Source organism: Myxococcus sp. CA056 (genome assembly GCF_013336715.1).
GTDB lineage: Bacteria > Myxococcota > Myxococcia > Myxococcales > Myxococcaceae > Myxococcus > Myxococcus llanfairpwllgwyngyllgogerychwyrndrobwllllantysiliogogogochensis.
This window is the reverse complement of record NZ_JABUMT010000021.1, coordinates 160527-177846: the sequence shown is the minus strand read 5'-3', so window position 1 is coordinate 177846 and position 17320 is coordinate 160527. Positions and strand designations below refer to the sequence as shown.

Here is a 17320-nt window from a genome sequence, read left to right as displayed (position 1 = left end):
AGGCGACGAGATAGGCGACGAGGCGGGGAGCGGAAGCATCCTCGCGAAGGACGACGACGGCATCGGAGACGCCGGGAGCGGCGAGGAGCGCGGCCTCGATTTCACCCAGCTCGATGCGGAAGCCGCGAAGCTTGACCTGGAAGTCGGCGCGGCCGAGGTACTCGAGGGAGCCGTCAGGCAGCCAGCGAGCGACGTCGCCGGTGCGGTAGAGGCGCGCGCCGGGAATGGCGGAGAAGGCGTCGGGGAGGAATCGCTCGGCGGTGAGAGCGGGACGGCTGAGGTAGCCGAGGCCGACCTGGACGCCGCCGATGAAGAGCTCGCCCGGCACGCCGACGGGAGTAGGGAGTCCGGTGGAGTCGAGGACGTGGAGCTGCGTGTTGGAGACGGGGCGACCGATGGGGACGAAGTGTCGGGAGTCGCCGCGAGCGCAGTGCCAGAAGGAGACGTCGACGGCGGCCTCGGTGGGGCCGTAGAGGTTGTGGACCTCGGCGGAGGCGGGAAGGAGGGCGTGTGCGCGGCGGACGAGCTCGGCGGGGAGTGCCTCACCACTGCACACGACGCGACGAAGTCCGGAGAGCTTCTCGACACCCGGCTCCTCCAAGAAAGCGCGGAGCATGGAGGGGACGAAGTGGAGCGTGGAGACGCGCTGCTCGGAGATGAGGCGAACGAGGTAGGCGGGGTCCTGGTGCCCACCGGGCTTCGCGAGGACGAGACGCGCGCCCGTCATGAGGGGCCAGAAGAACTCCCAGACGGAGACATCGAAGGAGAAGGGAGTCTTCTGAAGGACGGTGTCGTCAGGGGACAGGCCGTACTGCTGCTGCATCCACAGCAGGCGATTGACGATGCCCGAATGGCAGTTGATGGCGCCCTTGGGGCGGCCCGTGGAGCCGGAGGTGAAGATGACGTATGCGGGGGCGTCGGGCCCGGCGAGGAGCGGCAGCGAGTCGCGGGAGTGGACTGCGACGTCGTCCCACTGTGAATCGAGGCAGAGCACGCGAGAGTCGTGCTGGGGGAGGACGGACTTCAGGTGCTCGTGAGTGAGGAGCACGGGCGCGTCCGCGTCCTCGAGCATGCCGGCGAGGCGCTCGCGGGGATACGCGGGGTCCAGGGGGACGTAGGCGGCGCCGGACTTGAGGACGGCGAGCAGCGCGACGACGAGGTCGAGCGAGCGCTCCAGGCAGACGCCGACGAGAGAACCCGGGCGAGCGCCAAGGGAGCGCAGGTGCCACGCCAGTTGGTTGGAGCGTGAGTCGAGCTGCGCGTAGGAAAGAGCAGAGTCTTCGAAGCGCAGTGCCTCCGCGTCGGGAGTGCGGCGAGCCTGGGCCTCGATGAGTGAGTGCAGGCACACGTCGCGTGGGAAGTCGTCCTGCTGGCCCTGGAAGTCGGAGCGCAGTTGGAGTTGCTCCTCCTGGGTGAGCAGGGGCAGCTCGGACAGCCGCGTGTCCGGGTTCTCCGCCACCGCGCCGAGCAGCGAGTAGAAGTGCCCGCGCATCCGCTGGATGGTCGCGACGTCGAACAGGTCGGTGTTGTATTCGAGCCAGCCGAAGATTTCGTCCGGTCGGTCCTCGCGCAGCTCCAGGAGCAGGTCGAACTTGGCCGAGCCCGGGTCCACCAGCAGATAGGTGGACTGCAACCCCGGCATCGACAGGTCCTGGCGCGGGGTGTTCTGGAAGCTGAACATCACCTGGAACAACGGGTGACGGCTCAAGTCACGCGGGGGCTGCAGCTCCTCCACCAGCTTCTCGAAGGGCAGCTCCTGGTGCGCATACGCGGCCATGCACACCTCCTTCGCGCGGCGCAGCAGCTCGCGGAAGGTGGGGTTGCCGCCCAGGTCATTGCGCAGCACCAGCGTGTTGACGAAGAAGCCGATCAGCGTCTCCAGCTCCGGCACGTTGCGACCCGCGATGGGCGAGCCGACGGTGATGTCCGACTGTCGCGAGTGTCGGTGCATCAACGTCTGGAACGTGGCCAGCAGCGTCATGAAGAGGGTGGCCCCCTCCTGCTGGCTGATCTCCTTGAGGGCGCGCGTCAGGGCCACCGGCAGGGTGACGAACTGGCGGGAGCCGCGGTAGGTCTGCTCGGGCGGGCGGGGCCTGTCGGTGGGCAGCTCCAGCGGCGCGGGCAGTGTGCGCAGGTGCTGCTTCCAGAACTCCAGCTCCGTGCGCAGCCGTTCGCCTTGCATGCGCTCGCGCTGCCAGACGGCGAAGTCGGAGTACTGGATGGCGGGCTCGGGCAGGTCATGCGACTGGCCGGTGACGCCTGTGGCGTAGAAGGCCATCAGCTCGCGGACGAAGACGCCCAGGGACCAGCGGTCCGTTACCAGGTGGTGCATGGTGACGAGGGCCACGTGGTTGTCGGGGCCCAGCCGCAGCACCTTGCCGCGCAAGAGCGGCCCGCGCGCCAGGTCGAACAGACGCTGGGACTCCTCGCTGGTGCGCCGCTCCACCTCGGCGTCCTGCTCCTCTTTCGACAGGTGCGAGACGTCCTCGACCGGGACGAGCAAGCGCAGCTCCGGCAGCACCACCTGGACGGGGATGCCGTCCTCGCGCGCGGCGAACACGGTGCGCAGCGACTCGTGGCGCCGCACCACCTGGTTCACACAGCGTTCCAGCAGGGCGACATCCAGCGCGCCGGTGAACTGGACGGTGATGTGGACGTTGTAGGCGAAGGCGCGACCGCCCTCGAGCTGGTCCACCACCCACAGTCTCTGCTGCGGGAAGGAAGCGGGTGCGGGCCCGGTGTCCTCCCGGCGCGGGATGGTCCGCTCCACCGCCTTCGTGGTCGCGTCCTGAAGCTGTCCCTTCTTTTCCTTGAGAAGCAGTTCGTACAGAGCGCGCTGCTTGGGGGTGAGCTTCTCGAGGTTCTTGTTCCCACTGCTCATTACAGACTCCGAGCGCCAGCCCTGGGGGGCCAGGAAGCGCGAGCATTTGCCGACCGACAGGCTGTCGGTGCGTCGTCACGGGGATGGAAGGGGCCGGGCAAAATGTATCAAGCCATCGCCAAGGATGGCTGACGCCCTCGCTGCAGCACCCGGTGGTCGAGCCACCAGTGAAACATCAACAGTTGTATTCAAGTATGCGCGGGGCGCGCGGCAATACGAGACACAGTCTGTCTGGCGGGCTGCAGTGAGTGTCGAGGGGGTCGGACATGCTCCATGCAGAATCCCATTGTCCTGGAGATTCTCCAAAATTGGGCACGCACCAGAATCTCAGCATGTGGGATTTTCCAGGCGAGCAAGGGGACGCGGGAATCGCTGGGGCTCCAGGGAGAATTCCCTTCACTGTGCGCCATCCAGAGCACCACCTGCGGTGATGAGGCTGCCGTCGTTGCCAGGTGGGACGCACGCTCAGTGATTCGAACGAGGAAGCTTCCTATTGCCAGGAATCCTGCGCTGCACCGGTGCGGGCGGGAGTTTCCGCGAAAAGCTGGCGAGGGTGGCGAACGGGCGCATCTCCACTGGCCCGGACATGGGCGAGGGAGTCGGGCGTTGCCCTCTCATGCGCCCCTATCCAAAGCAGTGTCGTGTTTGCATTTCACTGAAGTTCTGGTGAGTAGACCCAGTGATGCTCTCGCAACTCAAATACAGCAACATGAGCGATACGATGCCCGTCACCTGCCGCGGCGCATCCGGCGCTACGACGAGTGACCGGAGGCCGCGGCAGGTAGTCGGTGGTTTTGCTGGCAATCCTCACACCGTCTTCACCGCGAGCTCCTTGGCCACGTCGATGAAGAGGCGCAGGGGCCCCGAGCGCTGTGCCCTGCTGGGGAAGTAGAGGAAGAACCCGGGCACGGTGGGCGCGTACTCCTCGAGCACGCGCACGAGCCGGCCGGTGCGCAGTTGCTCCTTCACCGCCGGCTCGAAGACGTACGCCAGCCCCAGCCCCTGCTCCACCAGGGCCAGCGTCAGTGCACGGTCATTGGTGAGCACGCCGCCTCGCACCGGCACCCGCCAGTTCCTGCGCCCGCGCTCCAGCTCCCAGGCGTAGAGCCCTCCGCTCGAGGGCATGCGGATGGTGAAGCACTCGTGACGCAGCAGGTCCTCGGGGCGCTGCGGCGTGCCGTGTCGCTCGAGATATGAAGGCGCACCCACCACGACGAAGCGGAAGGCAGGGGAGAGGCGTATCTGCACCATGTCGCGCTCGATGGCCTCGTGCAGCCGCACGCCCGCGTCGTAGCCCTCCGCGACGATGTCCACGAGTCGGTTTTCGGCGACGACCTCCACCTCCACTCGCGGGTGTCGCGCACGGAAGGTCGGCAGCACCGGGGTGATGACGAAGGGCACCGCGACTTCCGGTACCGTCAGCTTCAGCTGCCCCACCGCCTCGCCGGGCTGCGCCGACACCTCCGTGAGGCTCGCGAGCGCCTGGCCGATGCCGGGTCCCGCCCCCTCCAGCAGCCGCCGTCCCGCGTCCGTGAGGGACATGCTGCGGGTGGTGCGGGCGAAGAGCACCACCCGAAGCTGCGCCTCGAGCTGGCGCACGGACTGGCTCACGGCCGCCGGAGAGACGCTGAGCTCGCGCGCCGCCGCGCTGAAGCTCTTCAGGCGTGCCACCACGAGGAAAACCTGAAGCTGTGGGAGGAGCGTCGTCTTCATGAAGAGTGTCCGTGTGAGTCACAGGGGCCACGCGTGGCGCCCCGAGCGGCGGTGTCCGTTCAGCGAAGGCGTCCTGTCAAAGCAGCCCATCTTCAATCGCAGCTTCAGGGCCCATTGCCAAATTCCCATCGGGCCCACGGCTCGAGTGGCTCGCAGGCCCCGCGTCAGGGGCCCGCCGAGAACTTCACCGGGGCTGTGCGCGTCGACCCGCTGTTTCACGCGAAGGCGCCGCCCCGCACCCCGGGCGCGTCGGTCGCGTTCGAGCCAGGGGCTCGCTCGACGTGGTCTGGATTCCCCCCGGTCAGAAGCACTGGCATGGCGCCTCTTGTGAGCACCGGACTGAATTTTCTGCCCAAGACGTGCGGTGTCCTGCCTGAACGCCGGTGCGCCTCTGTGGCATCGCAAGGGGAGCGATTACCTCAGTCCTGATGCATGGCATCAGCGAAGGAGGAATCGAAATGTCACGAGCGGCGAAGAGGCTTTCGGAAAGAAGATTACCCCTGCTGTCACTGGCCTGCCTGGTCGTCCTGAGGCCAGCCCATGCGAGCGCTGGAGCGCCTGAAGGGGAAGAGCAGGAGCCGGAGCAGATTGAGGCATCCCCCGAGATTGTCGCCGAGGTCGAGGCGCTCGACGTCAGTGACGAGGCACTGTCCAAGGATGCGGACCAGTTCATCAAGGACCACCCGCGTCCCAAGGGCTTTGATGCTTCGTCCGCGGATGCACTGGCCAAACGCATCGATTCGGTCGACCCCGACAAGGTGCTCGAGGCGCTCGAAGATCTCCGGAAGGAGGGCGTGACGCCGGAGTCCACTCCGGAGTTCGCGCAACGTTTCGGGAAGAAGCTCGAAGGACTGCCCGAGGCGCCAAAGGAAGCCGCATCAGGCGAATTCGAGACACTGGGGCTCGGGCCCGCGGAAAAGAGGCTCTGCGCTGCCTTTCCGGATTTCTGCGCGAGTTCGTTCGCCCTCGGCAAGGTCGCTGAGCGCAAGGGGAAGGGTTACGGAAAGCTTCACAACGGAAAGGGAGACGCGTTCAAGCATGCCTACTGGATGGGGCTGCTGACGTTCTACCATTCAGAGCTCTGGGCGAAGGCGCTTGGCAATGCGCACGAAATGCGGCCGAAGAATCCGAAGATCGAGAAGCGCATGGACCTGCACAACAACACCGTCGGGCGGGGACACGGCAAGCGCGCGAACATCGTCACCAGCATCGACGATGGGGTGGACCGCGGCTTCAAGCGTGGAGACCTTCTGCGCATCTCCTGTGGTGGAAAAGGTCCCTCCCGTCTCGTCGCCACCGACCGGCGCGGCGACTATTGCGACTGACCGCTTGAGGAGGCGAAGTCCTCGACCCACCCCATCGCCTGCCCTGCACCGAGCAGAGGAGGGCGGTACTCGGCCTGGTAGGGCTCGTAGAACCGCTCTGGGTGAGGATGCGCTCCTTCAGGCGCTGGCGTCCCCGTGAAGTCCCAATGAGCACCGACGTGTAGAACGAAGAGGGCCTGCCACCGCTCCTCCTCCCTGAGCTGCTCCGGAGTCAGTCGGTACAGCACCCACCGCCGCGTCTCGTCGGGCGCGGCGATGAGCTCTGGCTCCGCGACGACATAGAAGCATCGCTCGCCGCGGTACTCGGCCATTCCCTCGAGGGGGCCATCCCAGTAGTCGGAGACCCAGAGAAGCTTCACCTCCTCCGAGCGGAGGTGGGGAAGCTTCGTCAGGTCGAGTTCTCGAGGATGCTCCGTCATGCGCCGTGACTCAGGACCGTAGCAGCCTCACGTCTGGAGCGGGTGGCGCTCAGCCGTCGTTCGGATTTTCGGGCGGCTGGTCGGTGGGCATCTCGCCCAGCATCGGGAAGAAGCTCCCGTCCCGGTCCGCACAGAACGGATACGGCACCACGGAGTGTTTTGAGAGGTTGAGTCGCTTGTTGGTCCTGTCCTCGCAGTCCGCGAGTTCCTCGTAACCGGACTCCTTGAACATGGCATCGCCGAGCGCCTTGTACTTCTTGTGCAATGCCTTCGTGTACTCTTCCCCTTGCTTGTCGCCCTTCTCCATCTCGGCGATGTTGTCGGGTTTGATCTCCAGGACCTGGCATTGGTGGATGCAGTCAATCCGACACCCGCGGCCCTTGTAACGCGGGTTCGGATTGTCGCAGTACGTGGCCTCGATGGAGATCTCCGAACCCTCCGAACAGCTCGAGGCCTGGCGGCGCTTGTGCTCTTCCTGTCCGTATCGGATGTGCGCCCGGACCTTCGGGCTGTTCGAGCCGAGCAACTGGCCCTCCTTGATGTTCTCGATGCTCTTCATCCTCGAGCTGAGCGCACTCTGGAGCTTCGGTGCGGACTTGACCTTCTTCTCCGCGACGAGGACCTCGACGGCCTTCAACATGCGGTCATATCGCCCGGTGATTGAACCCCACTGGCTGTTGAGCGTCGACGCATAGCTGTCCGAAATCTCCTTCACCTTCTGCTCCCAGTCGTACTCCTTGCAGAAGGCGTCGCGGATGGCATCGGCGTCCTGCTTCGCGGTCTTCCGGAACGCGAGGACATCACGCTCCCATTCCAGGAAGTCCTTCCGGAGTGCGCGGTAGTTCTCCGCGATGCCCACCGCATAGCGGCTGAGCTCCTGCCCCGCGCGCGCGACGTCGGGGTTCTTCTCTCCGAGGACGAGGTTCTTGCACGGGTCCTTCTCGTAGATCTCCGAGCGCCGGGTGTTCCAGTAGGCAAGTATCTTGTCGGCGGAGGCATCGAGGTTGCTCTTGATGCTCGACCAGTTCCCCTCGGTGAAGGAGAAGGTCTTGGTGGCCGCCACGCGGCGCTCCATCGCCTCTTTCTGGCGGTCGGTCTCCGCCTTCTTGCCCGTCCACGTCCGTTCAAGTGAGTCGGACATCTCCTTGAGCTTCACGACCCCTTGCGCGTGGTTGTCCTTGTTGCCGATCTGCTCACGAATCGTCTCCTGGAGTCGGACCTCGTCCGCGCGGCAGGCTCGGACGTCTCCTTCGAGGAAGTACTGCTCGGACTTCAGCCTGCGAATCGACTCGATGGCTTCCTTCAGCGACCTGGTGGGTGCCGGCCAGCGTTCCACGAGCTGGCGGGCCTCTGAGTCCTCGCCCTGGATGTCCTTCAGGTCACCCAGGAAGCCGAGCACGTCCTCCACGGCGCGAAGCGCTTCGGAGATTTCCGAGGACGCATCGCCGCTGCGGGAGTCCAGGTCCTTGACCTTCGAGGCGATGGTCTGCAATCGCTCATCGAGCTTCTTGCGTATCACCGTGCGGACCTGCCCGAAGTTGCCGAGCTTCGACATCGCGTCCTTCGCCGCGTCGAACTCCTTGCCCTTCGCGACCTCGACGCACTTCGACTTCGTCTCTTCCATCCGCCGATTCCAGCGGTCCCAGATATCGTTGACGCCGTCTTGAAGTTCGCCCTTCACGTCCGACCAGCGGTTGTGTGACTCGGAGAAGTTCCGGGCATAACTCCGCCAGCGGTCCAGCTCGCCGTGGACCTCCTGGTGCTTCCGGTATTCGTCGTTGTAGATGCGGCCAATCTTCTCGGCTTCATCTGGAATCTTGAAGACCCCCGTCGGGTCCTTCTTGTCGACGAACGTCTGGATGAAGGATTTCAGGTTCCTTTCGGCCTCGTTACAGCGCTCGGCGAGGCGGGACTCGTCCGCCTTCACCTGCGCGTCCTTCATCCGCTTCAGGTACTGCGCCGACTCCCGGAACTTCGAGATGTAGTCCAGGTAGGAGTTCGCCATCGTCTTGCCCGGGTCATTCGGCGGGTTCAGCGACCTGAGTCGCTCCACGTCATTCCTGACGTTGCCCAGGGTGTCGAGCGCGGAGTCGATGTCGCTGGAACTCGAGTCGGAGACAATGCCGTCGAGCTTGTCCTTGATGCGGCTGAGGTTGTCTTCAACGGCGCGCACCTTGTCGTCGATTTCATCCGCCCCGGCGGGCAGGGCGACAAGCAGTACGAGCATCCCCGCGGTCAGTGTCTTCTTCATGGTCATCCCCCGGTCTCCAGCTTCCTGGGCCGCGCGCCCTTCACCTGGGCGTTCTTCGGAAACAGCTGCGCGGCCGCCTTCCAGTCAAACGCCTTGCCCAGCCCGGCCTTCGCCGGCTCCGCGCCGATAGACGGCGGTGAGACCTGCTCCCACTCCTCGGCGGTGAACCGGCTGGTCTGCTTCGAGGTTCGAGCGAACCAGCTCGCGTAGAGCGCGGGGTCCAGGTCGAATCCTCCGTCGGCGACGATGTTGCCTGCCTGCTTCTTGAAGGGGAGGTCCGCCAGCAGGTGCATGGACTTCTCGTCCACCGTGGGCGGTGGTGTCCCCTGCGTGGAGCGGAACGCGGCCCAGTTGCGGAAGAACGCGTTGTCCGTCAGGACCACCTCTCCCGGATTGGCGCTGGAGCGCACCGCGAAGTTGTCGATGTACTGGAACACATTCCCGTCCAGCACCGCGGGCGCGTTGCCTCCCAGCGCGACCCCGGTGCCCGTGGAGCTGGAGCCGTCATGGGGGCGGTTGCGGTTCCAGATGAACAGGAAGGTGTTGTCGCGAATCCTCGCGGGCCGCGTGCCGAAGCCTCCGGTGACGCGGATGCCGTCGGAGACCATGTTCACCACGATGTTGTTCTCGAACGTCACCGCGTTGCTCATCCGGACCGCGGCGCCCGCGCCATTGACGAAGGTGCAGTTGCGAATCACCGTCTCCGGCGAGGACACCCAGACGTGCTCGCTGTCGGGAGAGAGGTTGACGTCCAGGAAGCCGTCCGGGTCATACCGGTTGAGCGTGCGGCGATCCAAGACGAAGCCATCCACGATGAGCCCGGTGTGGTCGCCATTGCCCTCCAGCAGGTACCCCTGCGGAGACGTCTTCGAGTCGGACGGCCAGTGGAGGAGGGTGGGGGTATTCCAGGGGTCCCTGCGCTGGAAGTCCCGGTCCCATCCCCCGAGCAGCGTGAGGTATTGCTTGCCGTCCACCACCCACTTGCCGCTCTTCAGCTTGCCGCCGTACTCGCCCTGCGAGACCAGGATGCGGTCTCCGCGCTGGGCCTGCTCCAACGCCTGGAAGGGGTCCTTGAAGGGCCGCTCGCGCGAGCCATCGCCCTCGGTCGCGCCGGCACGCACGAACCAGTCCCGTCCCTTTGGGCGGGCGGCCATGGCGAGCTCCTTCTCGTAGGGCTCGACCGAGTCGATGACGAGGGCGTACCGGGGATTGCCCTCGCGGGCTCTCGCGGTGCCGCGCACGACGAAGAGGTCCCTGGGCGGGCCCGAGCCGTAGTTGGGGATGGCGTCGATGACGCGCTCGGCGGCGGTCCCCTTCCTGAAGAGTCCCGTGGCCCGCGCCTCGTTCTTCTCGTCGACCAGGAAGACGGCCTTGTGGGTCTCCCGCGAGGTGCCCACCGGTCCGTTGTCCGGATTCGCCACGCCCTGGCTTCCGACGATGACCTCCACGTCCTTGCCGTCGTGGCCCTTCGGGTTCGCCTGGATGCTGGTGAGACTCACCCGTGTGTAGACCTTGGCCGGCGCCGCCGAGGAGGCCGTGGAGAAGGTCAGCTTGAGTCCCTTCGCGCGAGCTCCCTGCGTGAGTGAGGCATTGCCTGGAGAGACGAGCTGGGGGACGGCCCCCGGCGGATAGGCGGGCGCGAAGAGGGTGAGGGGCTCGCCCGTGGCGGGGAAGCCCGCGCCGGTGCGCGTCTCCTCCCAGGCCTTCGCGTCGAACTTCTTCCCGCGCCCCTCGCGGCGGGTGAACCGCTCGTACCAGGCCTGCTCGAAGGGGAGCTTCGGGTCCACGGCGACGTTGCCGCCCGCCCGCGCGAAGCCCACGTCCTCGGCGTCCGCGATGTCGGAGTCATCGAGCGAGGACTTCTTGCCCTCGAAGTAGAAGGCGGCGTTCGAGAAGAGGTTCCTCCAGAACGCGTTGCCCTGGAGCGTCACCTTGGAGGGCACCGTCACCTGGGCGCCGTGGTTGTCGGAGTGGACGACGAGGTTGTTCTCCAGGAGCGCCTTGTTCGTCACGTCGATGCCTGCGCCATCGGTGCCGCCCTCGGCGATGGCCTTGGTGGCCCAGATGAACGCGATGGTGTTGTTGCGGAGGGTGACGGGCGGGTCCTGGTCTCCGCCGCCCTTGGAGATGATGGCGGCGGAGATGGAGTTGACGATGACGTTGTTCTCCACCACGGCTCCGGGCGACGTGCGCACGGCGTGGAGGGAATTGACAATCATGCAGTTGCGCAGGACGCCGCCCCTGGCCAGGTCCACGGCGCCGTTGCGGTGGAGGGCGCTCGCGTCGAAGTTGCCGCCCTCGCCGACGTAGTCATAGGTGTCCTGCATGTCGATGAAGAAGCCATCGATGGTCGCGCCCGCCGTGTCTCGCTGGGCGCTGGTGCTGACTCGGGCGAGCGAGACATCCGGACGGTTTGGCGAGCCCTTGCGCCAGGTGAGCTCGGTGAGGTTCTTCCAGGGGTTGCGCTCCTGGAAGGCCGCGTCATAGCCGCCGAGCAACCGGACTCCTGGGAAGACGAGCTCCCAGTTTCCACGCTCCAGCTTGCCGTAATACCGCCCCGCGGCGACGTGGACCGCGTCGTTCGCCTCCAGGCGCTCCAGCGCCATCCAGGGGTCGGCGAAGGGCCTTTCCCGCGAGCCATCACCTCCCGTGGCGCCCGCGCGGACGAACCAGTCGCGCGCCTGGGCGGGAGCTGCGAGGCAGACGGCGGCCAGGATGAGCATCCAGCTCATGACACGGTGCATGAAGAACTCCTCGGGGAGAGTCAGCGAGAGGCGCGACTCGACCGGCCCGTCTTCACACACTTCACGCTGTCGTCATTTCCAGCACCGCGACAATGGCGTGCACAAAGGTGACATCACCCAGGAATAAGCCCTGGCTCAGGGGAGCTGGCGAGACTTCGCGCTCCATTGCGCGACCATCAGGTCGATGAAACGTCGCACCTTCGCTGGCAGGTATCGTTTGCTCGGGTAGATGGCCATGATGGGGACGACCTCCGTCTCGCAAGACGGCAGCAGCGCCTTGAGCCGCCCACTCGCCAGGTCTTCGTCGACCAGAAAGTCGGGAAGATAAACGATGCCCTGTCCCGCGACGGCCGCATCCCTGAGCGCCTCGCCGCTGTCGAGACGAAGGCGGCTTCGCCCCTCCACCTTCACCGAGGAGCCGCCCTTCTTGCGCAGCTGCCAGTGTTGTCGTCGCGTCCGGCTGCTGAATATCAGGCAATCATGCGTCGCGAGTTCCTCCAGCGTTTCAGGCTCGCCGCGCGCCTCGAGGTAGGCAGGCGCGGCGCAGAGGACCGCCCGGTGTTGAGCCACGAGCCGTGAAACCAGGCGCGTGTCGGTGCTGGTCGTGTTGATGCGCACGGCCAGGTCGTAACCCTCCTCGATGATATCCGCGACGCGGTCCGTGAAGCTCACCTCCGCCTGCACTTCGGGCCAGGTCCGCAGATAGTCCCGCAGCAAGGGGAGGACATGCCGTCTGCCGAAGGCGTCGGGCACGGTGAGCCGCAAGGTTCCCCGGGGGTGGCCCGTGCGCTGACCGACGCTGGCTTCCGCTTCGTCCAGGGCCGCCAGGACTTGCAGGCAATGCTCATGGAAGACACGGCCATCGTCGGTGAGACTCACGTGGCGCGTCGTACGATTGAGCAGCCGCACCCCAAGGCGGGCTTCCAGCCGGGCCAGGGCCTTGCCAGCCGTCGAGCGTGTCAGGCCAACGGCCCGGCCTCCGCCCACGAAGCTGCCCGCGTCCACGACGGACATGAAGACGAAAATCTCATCCAACTGGGCGCGTTTCATGGATGTCCCTCATTGTAGCCCCCAGCGTCGCTGGAGAGGCGAACGCCGTTCGTCAATGGCCTCGGTATACGAGTCCGGCAATCACCTCTTCACGCCGGGGCGACGACGTCCCCGAAACGCTTCCCGGCACAGCCCACTGGAGCGCACTCATGCCCGTCACCCTGCTCAACCCCGAAGGACTCCCGAAGACCGACGCATATGGATACCGACAGGTGGCGATTGCCACCGGCACCCGGCAGGTGCACGTCGCGGGGCAGGTCGCGTACGACGCGAATGGCCAACTCGTCGCACGCGGTGACCTGGCGGGACAGGTGGCGCGGTCCTACCGCAACGTCGCCATCGCGCTCGCGGCCGCTGGGGCGACGTTCCGTGACGTCGTCCGACTGACGTTCTACGTGGTCGACTGGAAGCCCGAGATGATGCCCGCCTTCCTCGCCGGCATCGAGCAGGTCGCCGCTGAGTTGCAGATTTCGCCAGCGCCGGCCTCGCTCATCGGAGTCTCCGTGCTCTTCGAGCCGGGCGTCCTCGTCGAGATTGAAGCCACCGCGGTCGTGGGCTGACCCACGTCGTAACCGAGCGTCCATTCGACAGCGGAGGAGTGGGGCCAGGACGGTTGTGCAGGCCCGCTCTCTTCGCGGATGCTCCAGCGATGACGGTCGAAACTGAATCAGCCATGCCCCCGCCCCGGCCTCTCTCATTCCGGCGCAGGGCCGTGGCGACCCTCCTCGCGCTGTTCAATCCCGGTGTGGGTCATGCACTCATGGGACGGTGGCTCCGCGGAGCGCTGTGGGTGGGCGCCATCGTGGTGCTCAGCGCGAGCCTGCCGTTCGTGGGCTTCGTCGGCGTCGTGGTGATGCTGGCGCTGTACGTGGCGGCCGTCGTGGATGTGGCGCGTGTGGCTCCACCCGCCGTGGGCGTGCCCTCGCGCTGGCGTGCGCTGCTGATAGTGGTGGGAATCTGGCTCGCGAGCAGCGTGGTGCTGAATGAGATTCGCGCCAGCGTCACGACGTCCTGGCGCATGCCGTCCGGGGGAATGCATCCCTCCCTCCTGCAGGGAGAAGTGCTCATTGCGGACGCCACGGTCGCGCCTCCGCTGAGGCGTCGCCCTCTGCTGCGCGGTGAGGTGTTGGTGTTCGACCCCCCGCACACTTCAGAAGGACCTTTTCTGCAGCGCATCGTCGCATTGGGCGGTGACACCGTGCGGATGGAAGCTGGCAGGCTGTGGCTGAACGGCCAGCCCGTCTCGCGCCGGCTCACCGAGGACGCGTGCATCGCAACCGACCCGCCGCGGCAGGCGCCCGGATGCGCGGTGTACGAGGAGTTGTTGGGAGAACTCAACTACCTCATCCAGGTCGGCGGGGAAGGAGCGTCCCTCCCGACGGAAGAGGGACGATGCCCAGCCCACCTCGAACTCGAGGGCACGAGCTGCAAGGTCCCCGAGGGGCACCTCTTCGTCCTGGGAGACAATCGCGACAACAGCTTCGACTCGCGTTACTTCGGCGCCGTGCCGGAAGCCAACATCCGCGGTGTGGGCTCCTACATCTTCTTCTCGTGGGCACCCGAAGGCAGGGCTCGGTGGGACCGGCTCGGCCAATGGCTCCGGTGAGCATTCAGGGCGGTGTGGAACTCCACGAGAACGCCGGGCGGGGTTCGCATCACGTGGCGGATGACGCCGTGCAGGCTCCAGACAACAGCTTCGGCTCCAGTTGCAGGCTGCGGCCTACAACGCGGGCGGCGGGGCTTCGTCCTTTCGCATGGTTGGAGGTGGCCTGCGCCTTGCTCTGTGGACCAGGCAAGTGCTCGCAGAGGAGCAGGCTCACGGTTGCTCCCGTTCCATCCCCACACCCCAGGATTTCCCCATGCTTGGTCCCCTGAAGCGCATCGTCGACAACAGCATCGTCCGCTACTTGAAGGACGAGCCGAGTCCTCGGCCCACGCCCACTCCACGGCCCGCACCCTCGCCGGGCCCCGTGGACAGCTTCGAACCTGTTCCAGCGCCAAGGACAACTCCCTGCCCGCACCCGGGCCCGGCGCCGTCGAACGCCAGTACCGGTGGGCCGAACTGCCCGGACCCGGCGCCCCTGACGCCTCCGTCCACCGACCCGAAAAACCCGACGCCGAAGATGCAAGTCCGTCCGGCCAGATCGGACCGCTACGATGAGTCCCGCAACGGAACGGACATCGACACCATCGTCCTTCACCACACCGCCGATAAGTCCGACAAGAGCAGCCTGGAGACGCTCACCGGCGAGGGGGGCGGTCTCATCGGTGAAGCCACTCGATGGGCGAAGGAGAAGAAGAACGGCGGCAAGGTCAGCGCCCACTACGTGATTGGAAAGGATGGGACCATCTATCACCTCGTCGCCGACGAGAAGCGTGCCTGGCACGCGGGTGGGGGGGCTGTGCACGGTGATAAGTCGAAGGACGTCAACGACCGCTCCATCGGCATCGAAATCGTCAACGACGGCGACGGCAAGGATGGCTACACCGAAGAGCAATACAAGGCGCTCGAGCAGCTCGTGCCCTATCTCTCCAAGCGCTACGACGTCCCCACCAAGAACGTCGTGGGCCACAAGGAGACCAACCCCGACAAGAAGGACCCCTCGGAGAACTTCGACTTCGGGCGTATCACCCGCGCCACCGAGAAGGTGCGGTAAGGGGCACACGGGACTCCAGGCATGCCCCCTGCCCGGAGCCCGTGTCGTGCGACACCGATGGGCCGTGAGTCAGGCGGAGCGCAGCTCTTCCGGGGCGCCCTCGCCAACCTCGAGGTGCGTTCGCAGCCAGTGTGCCAGCGCGTCTGCCTCCTCCTGGTCGGGGAAGCTGGCGATGGCTTCCTGGCGCGCCTCGCCGTCGGCGGTGGAGAGCTGGAGCGTGAGCTGATAGCTGCTCACCCGCTCCTTCTTGGGCATGTGAAGCTGGGGTTCGACGCGGAGAGACCGCACATCGCGCCACCGGACGTCGAGCCGGTGTTTGCGTTCGGAGAAGGGCGGCAGGGAGAGGCTTCGCGCCTGGGTGTGGAGGCGCACGTCATGGTGCCCTGACTTCAGCCGTTCGCGCGCCCACCGCCCGGCGAGTACACCGCAGGCGATGATGACCCCCCAGGTCCCCACGCCCACGGGCAGCGGGGCGGTGAATCCCCCCATGAATCCCCCGAGCGCGAAGCACGCCTGGGAGGAGCCCACCAGGGCCAGGGACACCCGGATGGCCGGCCGCGGCCCATCGAGCGTCACGCACTCGCTGCCGTCCTCCCGGATGAAGGTGGACAAGCGGAACGGCTCGTCTTCCTTCGGGGTCCACCGCACCACGACCCACAGCCAGAACATCACCAGGTTGAAAGGCATCGCGCCCATGAGCGTGAACAGCCCCCAGCTATCCATGCCCGCCTGCAACACCGCCTCCGAGGGCTGACCAGGCCGGTAGTACACGGGGACGCTGGCCCCGGGGGGGTAGCGCGCGAGCCGCTCCTCCTCGTACCTGCGTATCCCCGAGCTCCCCGCGTTGAAGCTGTGCTTGTCGCCCTCGTAGGGCTGCCCGTCGACGGAGTAGGTGTAGGCCAGCTTCACCTCGCGCCTGGAGCCCTTGCTCGTGTGCACCATCATCACCTCGCTCCGGGTGATGGTGCCCTGCACGGAGGGCCAGCTCGCCACCTGTGCCTGGCGGACCATGGCGGAGATGGCGAAGAAGTCCAGGCCCCCAATGAGGACCGTCACCGGCAACACGACCACGATCATCAGGAGGGGCGAGCCCACGCGAACAGACATGGCCCCAGCCTATAGGGATACTCCGGAATGAACGAAAGGACGTCCGCTACGGGGCCCCCCTCCCGCAGGGTCCTGCGTGACGGACGCCGGGGCCTCTTAGGGAGCGCGTTCGAAGACGGCCACCGCCTGGTCGTAGTCGACCGTCACGCGAAAGAACCTCAGCGCATTGCCTCCCAAGGCTCCTTCGACGGGCTTGTCCATGAACTGCGACATGAACTCACGGAAGTTCGGGTCGGGCCGGGTGGTGAACCAGACAGGGCCGACCTCATGACCCGCCACCTCGATGCGGGGAACCTCGATGAGCGTTGAGCCTGGAAGGTAGGTGTCTCCATCCTCGATGACCCGCCAGTCCGGGTGACGCTGGTGCCAGCGCTCGAAGGTGGAGCGAGTGATGAAGTTCGTCGCCCGGGTCGCCGGCCGCTCATCCGCGAGCACCTTCCTGGCGGACTCCGTGAGAGACAGCATCGCGCCCGTGTCGAAGAGCAGGTCGAGCGTCTCTCCGTCCACCCGAACCTGGATGCGAGGAAAGTTCGCCTGCCGCTTTCCCGTCGCATCCGTAGGAAACCCCAGCGCCACCCGGTGCGCGGGAGCAACCTCCGGAACGTCTCTCGCCGCGCGCAGCCACAGCTTTCCGCCGGGGTAGTCGAAGGTCCAGACCCGTCCGGCGAACCAGCCCTGACCGAGCAATCCATCCCCGAGTTCAGACAGGACCCTCTCCATTGCCGCTACGGGGAGCTGTCCCTCGGTGCCTTCGGGCATTGGCATCCAGGCTTCATTTCGGAAGTCAGGCATCCGTACCCAGTCCTTGGAATCCTCACTTCCTGCCGCTCTGGCAATCCGTTGCAGGCCCAGTCGCGTCACGGCATCCGCCAGGATGAAGAGGCCTCCCCCCGTGTCCGTGTAGAACGTCAACGTCTGCCCTTCGCGCGTCACGGGCTGCACGAAGAATCGGTCCTCGCTGAACTTCACCGGCAGCGCGAGCGGTCGGCCGGGCACCGGTGCGGGAGTCTTGAGCGCGTCACTGGGGCTCGGCGTGGTGGCGCAGGACACCAACATTCCGAAGAGCATCAACAAGAGTCGCTGCGGCATGCGTGCGGTTCCTTTCGGGGTGTTTCCATCCTGCGACATTCACCACGGACTCCGGCGCGTGAACCACCGGGTCGAGCAGGCCGC

12 protein-coding genes are annotated in these 17320 nt (G+C 66.1%); 4 read left to right on the top strand and 8 right to left on the bottom strand.

Annotation, left to right across the window (positions count from 1 at the left end):
- Both HUA76_RS42295 and HUA76_RS42290 read right to left on the bottom strand, forming a co-directional pair.
- On the bottom strand, positions 1-2881 hold a 2881-nt coding region (locus HUA76_RS42295; protein ID WP_174464139.1), incomplete at its 3' end, for an amino acid adenylation domain-containing protein.
- An 807-nt stretch (positions 2882-3688) separates the two neighbouring features.
- Positions 3689-4594 carry a LysR family transcriptional regulator gene (locus tag HUA76_RS42290; protein ID WP_174464138.1) on the bottom strand — a complete coding sequence of 302 codons (906 nt, stop codon included), beginning with the start codon at positions 4592-4594 and terminating at the stop codon, positions 3689-3691.
- 428 nt (positions 4595-5022) lie between these two features.
- Here HUA76_RS42290 and HUA76_RS42285 point away from each other — a divergent pair, with 428 nt between their 5' ends.
- A complete protein-coding gene (locus HUA76_RS42285; protein WP_174464137.1) occupies positions 5023-5919 on the top strand; it encodes a hypothetical protein in 897 nt (298 codons plus the stop codon).
- On the opposite strand, the gene HUA76_RS42280 is transcribed toward HUA76_RS42285, so the two are convergent.
- The 4 genes from HUA76_RS42280 to HUA76_RS42265 form a co-directional block, all read right to left on the bottom strand.
- Entirely contained in the window at positions 5907-6338 is a 432-nt protein-coding gene (locus tag HUA76_RS42280) for a hypothetical protein (protein ID WP_174464136.1), read from the bottom strand. The genes HUA76_RS42285 and HUA76_RS42280 overlap by 13 nt on opposite strands.
- A 49-nt stretch (positions 6339-6387) precedes the next feature.
- Positions 6388-8589, bottom strand: a complete 2202-nt coding sequence (locus HUA76_RS42275) for a hypothetical protein (protein WP_174464135.1) — start codon at positions 8587-8589, stop codon at positions 6388-6390.
- A gap of 2 nt (positions 8590-8591) precedes the next feature.
- On the bottom strand, positions 8592-11333 hold the full coding sequence (locus HUA76_RS42270) for a right-handed parallel beta-helix repeat-containing protein (RefSeq protein WP_174464134.1): 2742 nt from the start codon (positions 11331-11333) through the stop codon (positions 8592-8594).
- A gap of 135 nt (positions 11334-11468) precedes the next feature.
- Positions 11469-12383, bottom strand: coding sequence for a LysR family transcriptional regulator (locus HUA76_RS42265; RefSeq protein WP_174464133.1), 915 nt, complete (start codon positions 12381-12383; stop codon positions 11469-11471).
- Positions 12384-12532: 149 nt separating this feature from the next.
- Between HUA76_RS42265 and HUA76_RS42260 the strand changes: the two genes are divergently transcribed.
- The 3 genes from HUA76_RS42260 (at position 12533) to HUA76_RS42250 (ending at position 15040) form a co-directional block, all read left to right on the top strand.
- A complete protein-coding gene (locus tag HUA76_RS42260) occupies positions 12533-12943 on the top strand; it encodes a RidA family protein (RefSeq protein ID WP_174464132.1) in 411 nt (136 codons plus the stop codon).
- 200 nt (positions 12944-13143) lie between these two features.
- Positions 13144-13989, top strand: a complete 846-nt coding sequence (lepB, locus tag HUA76_RS42255) for a signal peptidase I (protein ID WP_174464131.1) — start codon at positions 13144-13146, stop codon at positions 13987-13989.
- Positions 13990-14242: 253 nt separating this feature from the next.
- Positions 14243-15040 carry an N-acetylmuramoyl-L-alanine amidase gene (locus HUA76_RS42250; protein WP_174464130.1) on the top strand — a complete coding sequence of 266 codons (798 nt, stop codon included), beginning with the start codon at positions 14243-14245 and terminating at the stop codon, positions 15038-15040.
- A gap of 69 nt (positions 15041-15109) precedes the next feature.
- On the opposite strand, the gene HUA76_RS42245 is transcribed toward HUA76_RS42250, so the two are convergent.
- Both HUA76_RS42245 and HUA76_RS42240 read right to left on the bottom strand, forming a co-directional pair.
- Entirely contained in the window at positions 15110-16147 is a 1038-nt protein-coding gene (locus tag HUA76_RS42245) for a DUF3592 domain-containing protein (protein WP_174464129.1), read from the bottom strand.
- Between the two features lie 96 nt (positions 16148-16243).
- On the bottom strand, positions 16244-17236 hold the full coding sequence (locus tag HUA76_RS42240) for a hypothetical protein (RefSeq protein WP_174464128.1): 993 nt from the start codon (positions 17234-17236) through the stop codon (positions 16244-16246).
- Between the last annotated feature and the right edge of the window lie 84 nt (positions 17237-17320).

Coding starts and splice junctions, on each gene's coding strand:
- HUA76_RS42260 (WP_174464132.1), top strand. CDS start 12,533: ATGCCCGTCACCCTGCTCAACCCCGAAGGACTCCCGAAGACCGACGCA.
- HUA76_RS42285 (WP_174464137.1), top strand. CDS start 5,023: ATGCATGGCATCAGCGAAGGAGGAATCGAAATGTCACGAGCGGCGAAG.
- HUA76_RS42250 (WP_174464130.1), top strand. CDS start 14,243: ATGCTTGGTCCCCTGAAGCGCATCGTCGACAACAGCATCGTCCGCTAC.
- lepB (WP_174464131.1), top strand. CDS start 13,144: ATGGGACGGTGGCTCCGCGGAGCGCTGTGGGTGGGCGCCATCGTGGTG.
- HUA76_RS42245 (WP_174464129.1), bottom strand. CDS start 16,147: ATGTCTGTTCGCGTGGGCTCGCCCCTCCTGATGATCGTGGTCGTGTTG.
- HUA76_RS42275 (WP_174464135.1), bottom strand. CDS start 8,589: ATGAAGAAGACACTGACCGCGGGGATGCTCGTACTGCTTGTCGCCCTG.
- HUA76_RS42280 (WP_174464136.1), bottom strand. CDS start 6,338: ATGACGGAGCATCCTCGAGAACTCGACCTGACGAAGCTTCCCCACCTC.
- HUA76_RS42290 (WP_174464138.1), bottom strand. CDS start 4,594: ATGAAGACGACGCTCCTCCCACAGCTTCAGGTTTTCCTCGTGGTGGCA.
- HUA76_RS42265 (WP_174464133.1), bottom strand. CDS start 12,383: ATGAAACGCGCCCAGTTGGATGAGATTTTCGTCTTCATGTCCGTCGTG.
- HUA76_RS42240 (WP_174464128.1), bottom strand. CDS start 17,236: ATGCCGCAGCGACTCTTGTTGATGCTCTTCGGAATGTTGGTGTCCTGC.
- HUA76_RS42270 (WP_174464134.1), bottom strand. CDS start 11,333: ATGCACCGTGTCATGAGCTGGATGCTCATCCTGGCCGCCGTCTGCCTC.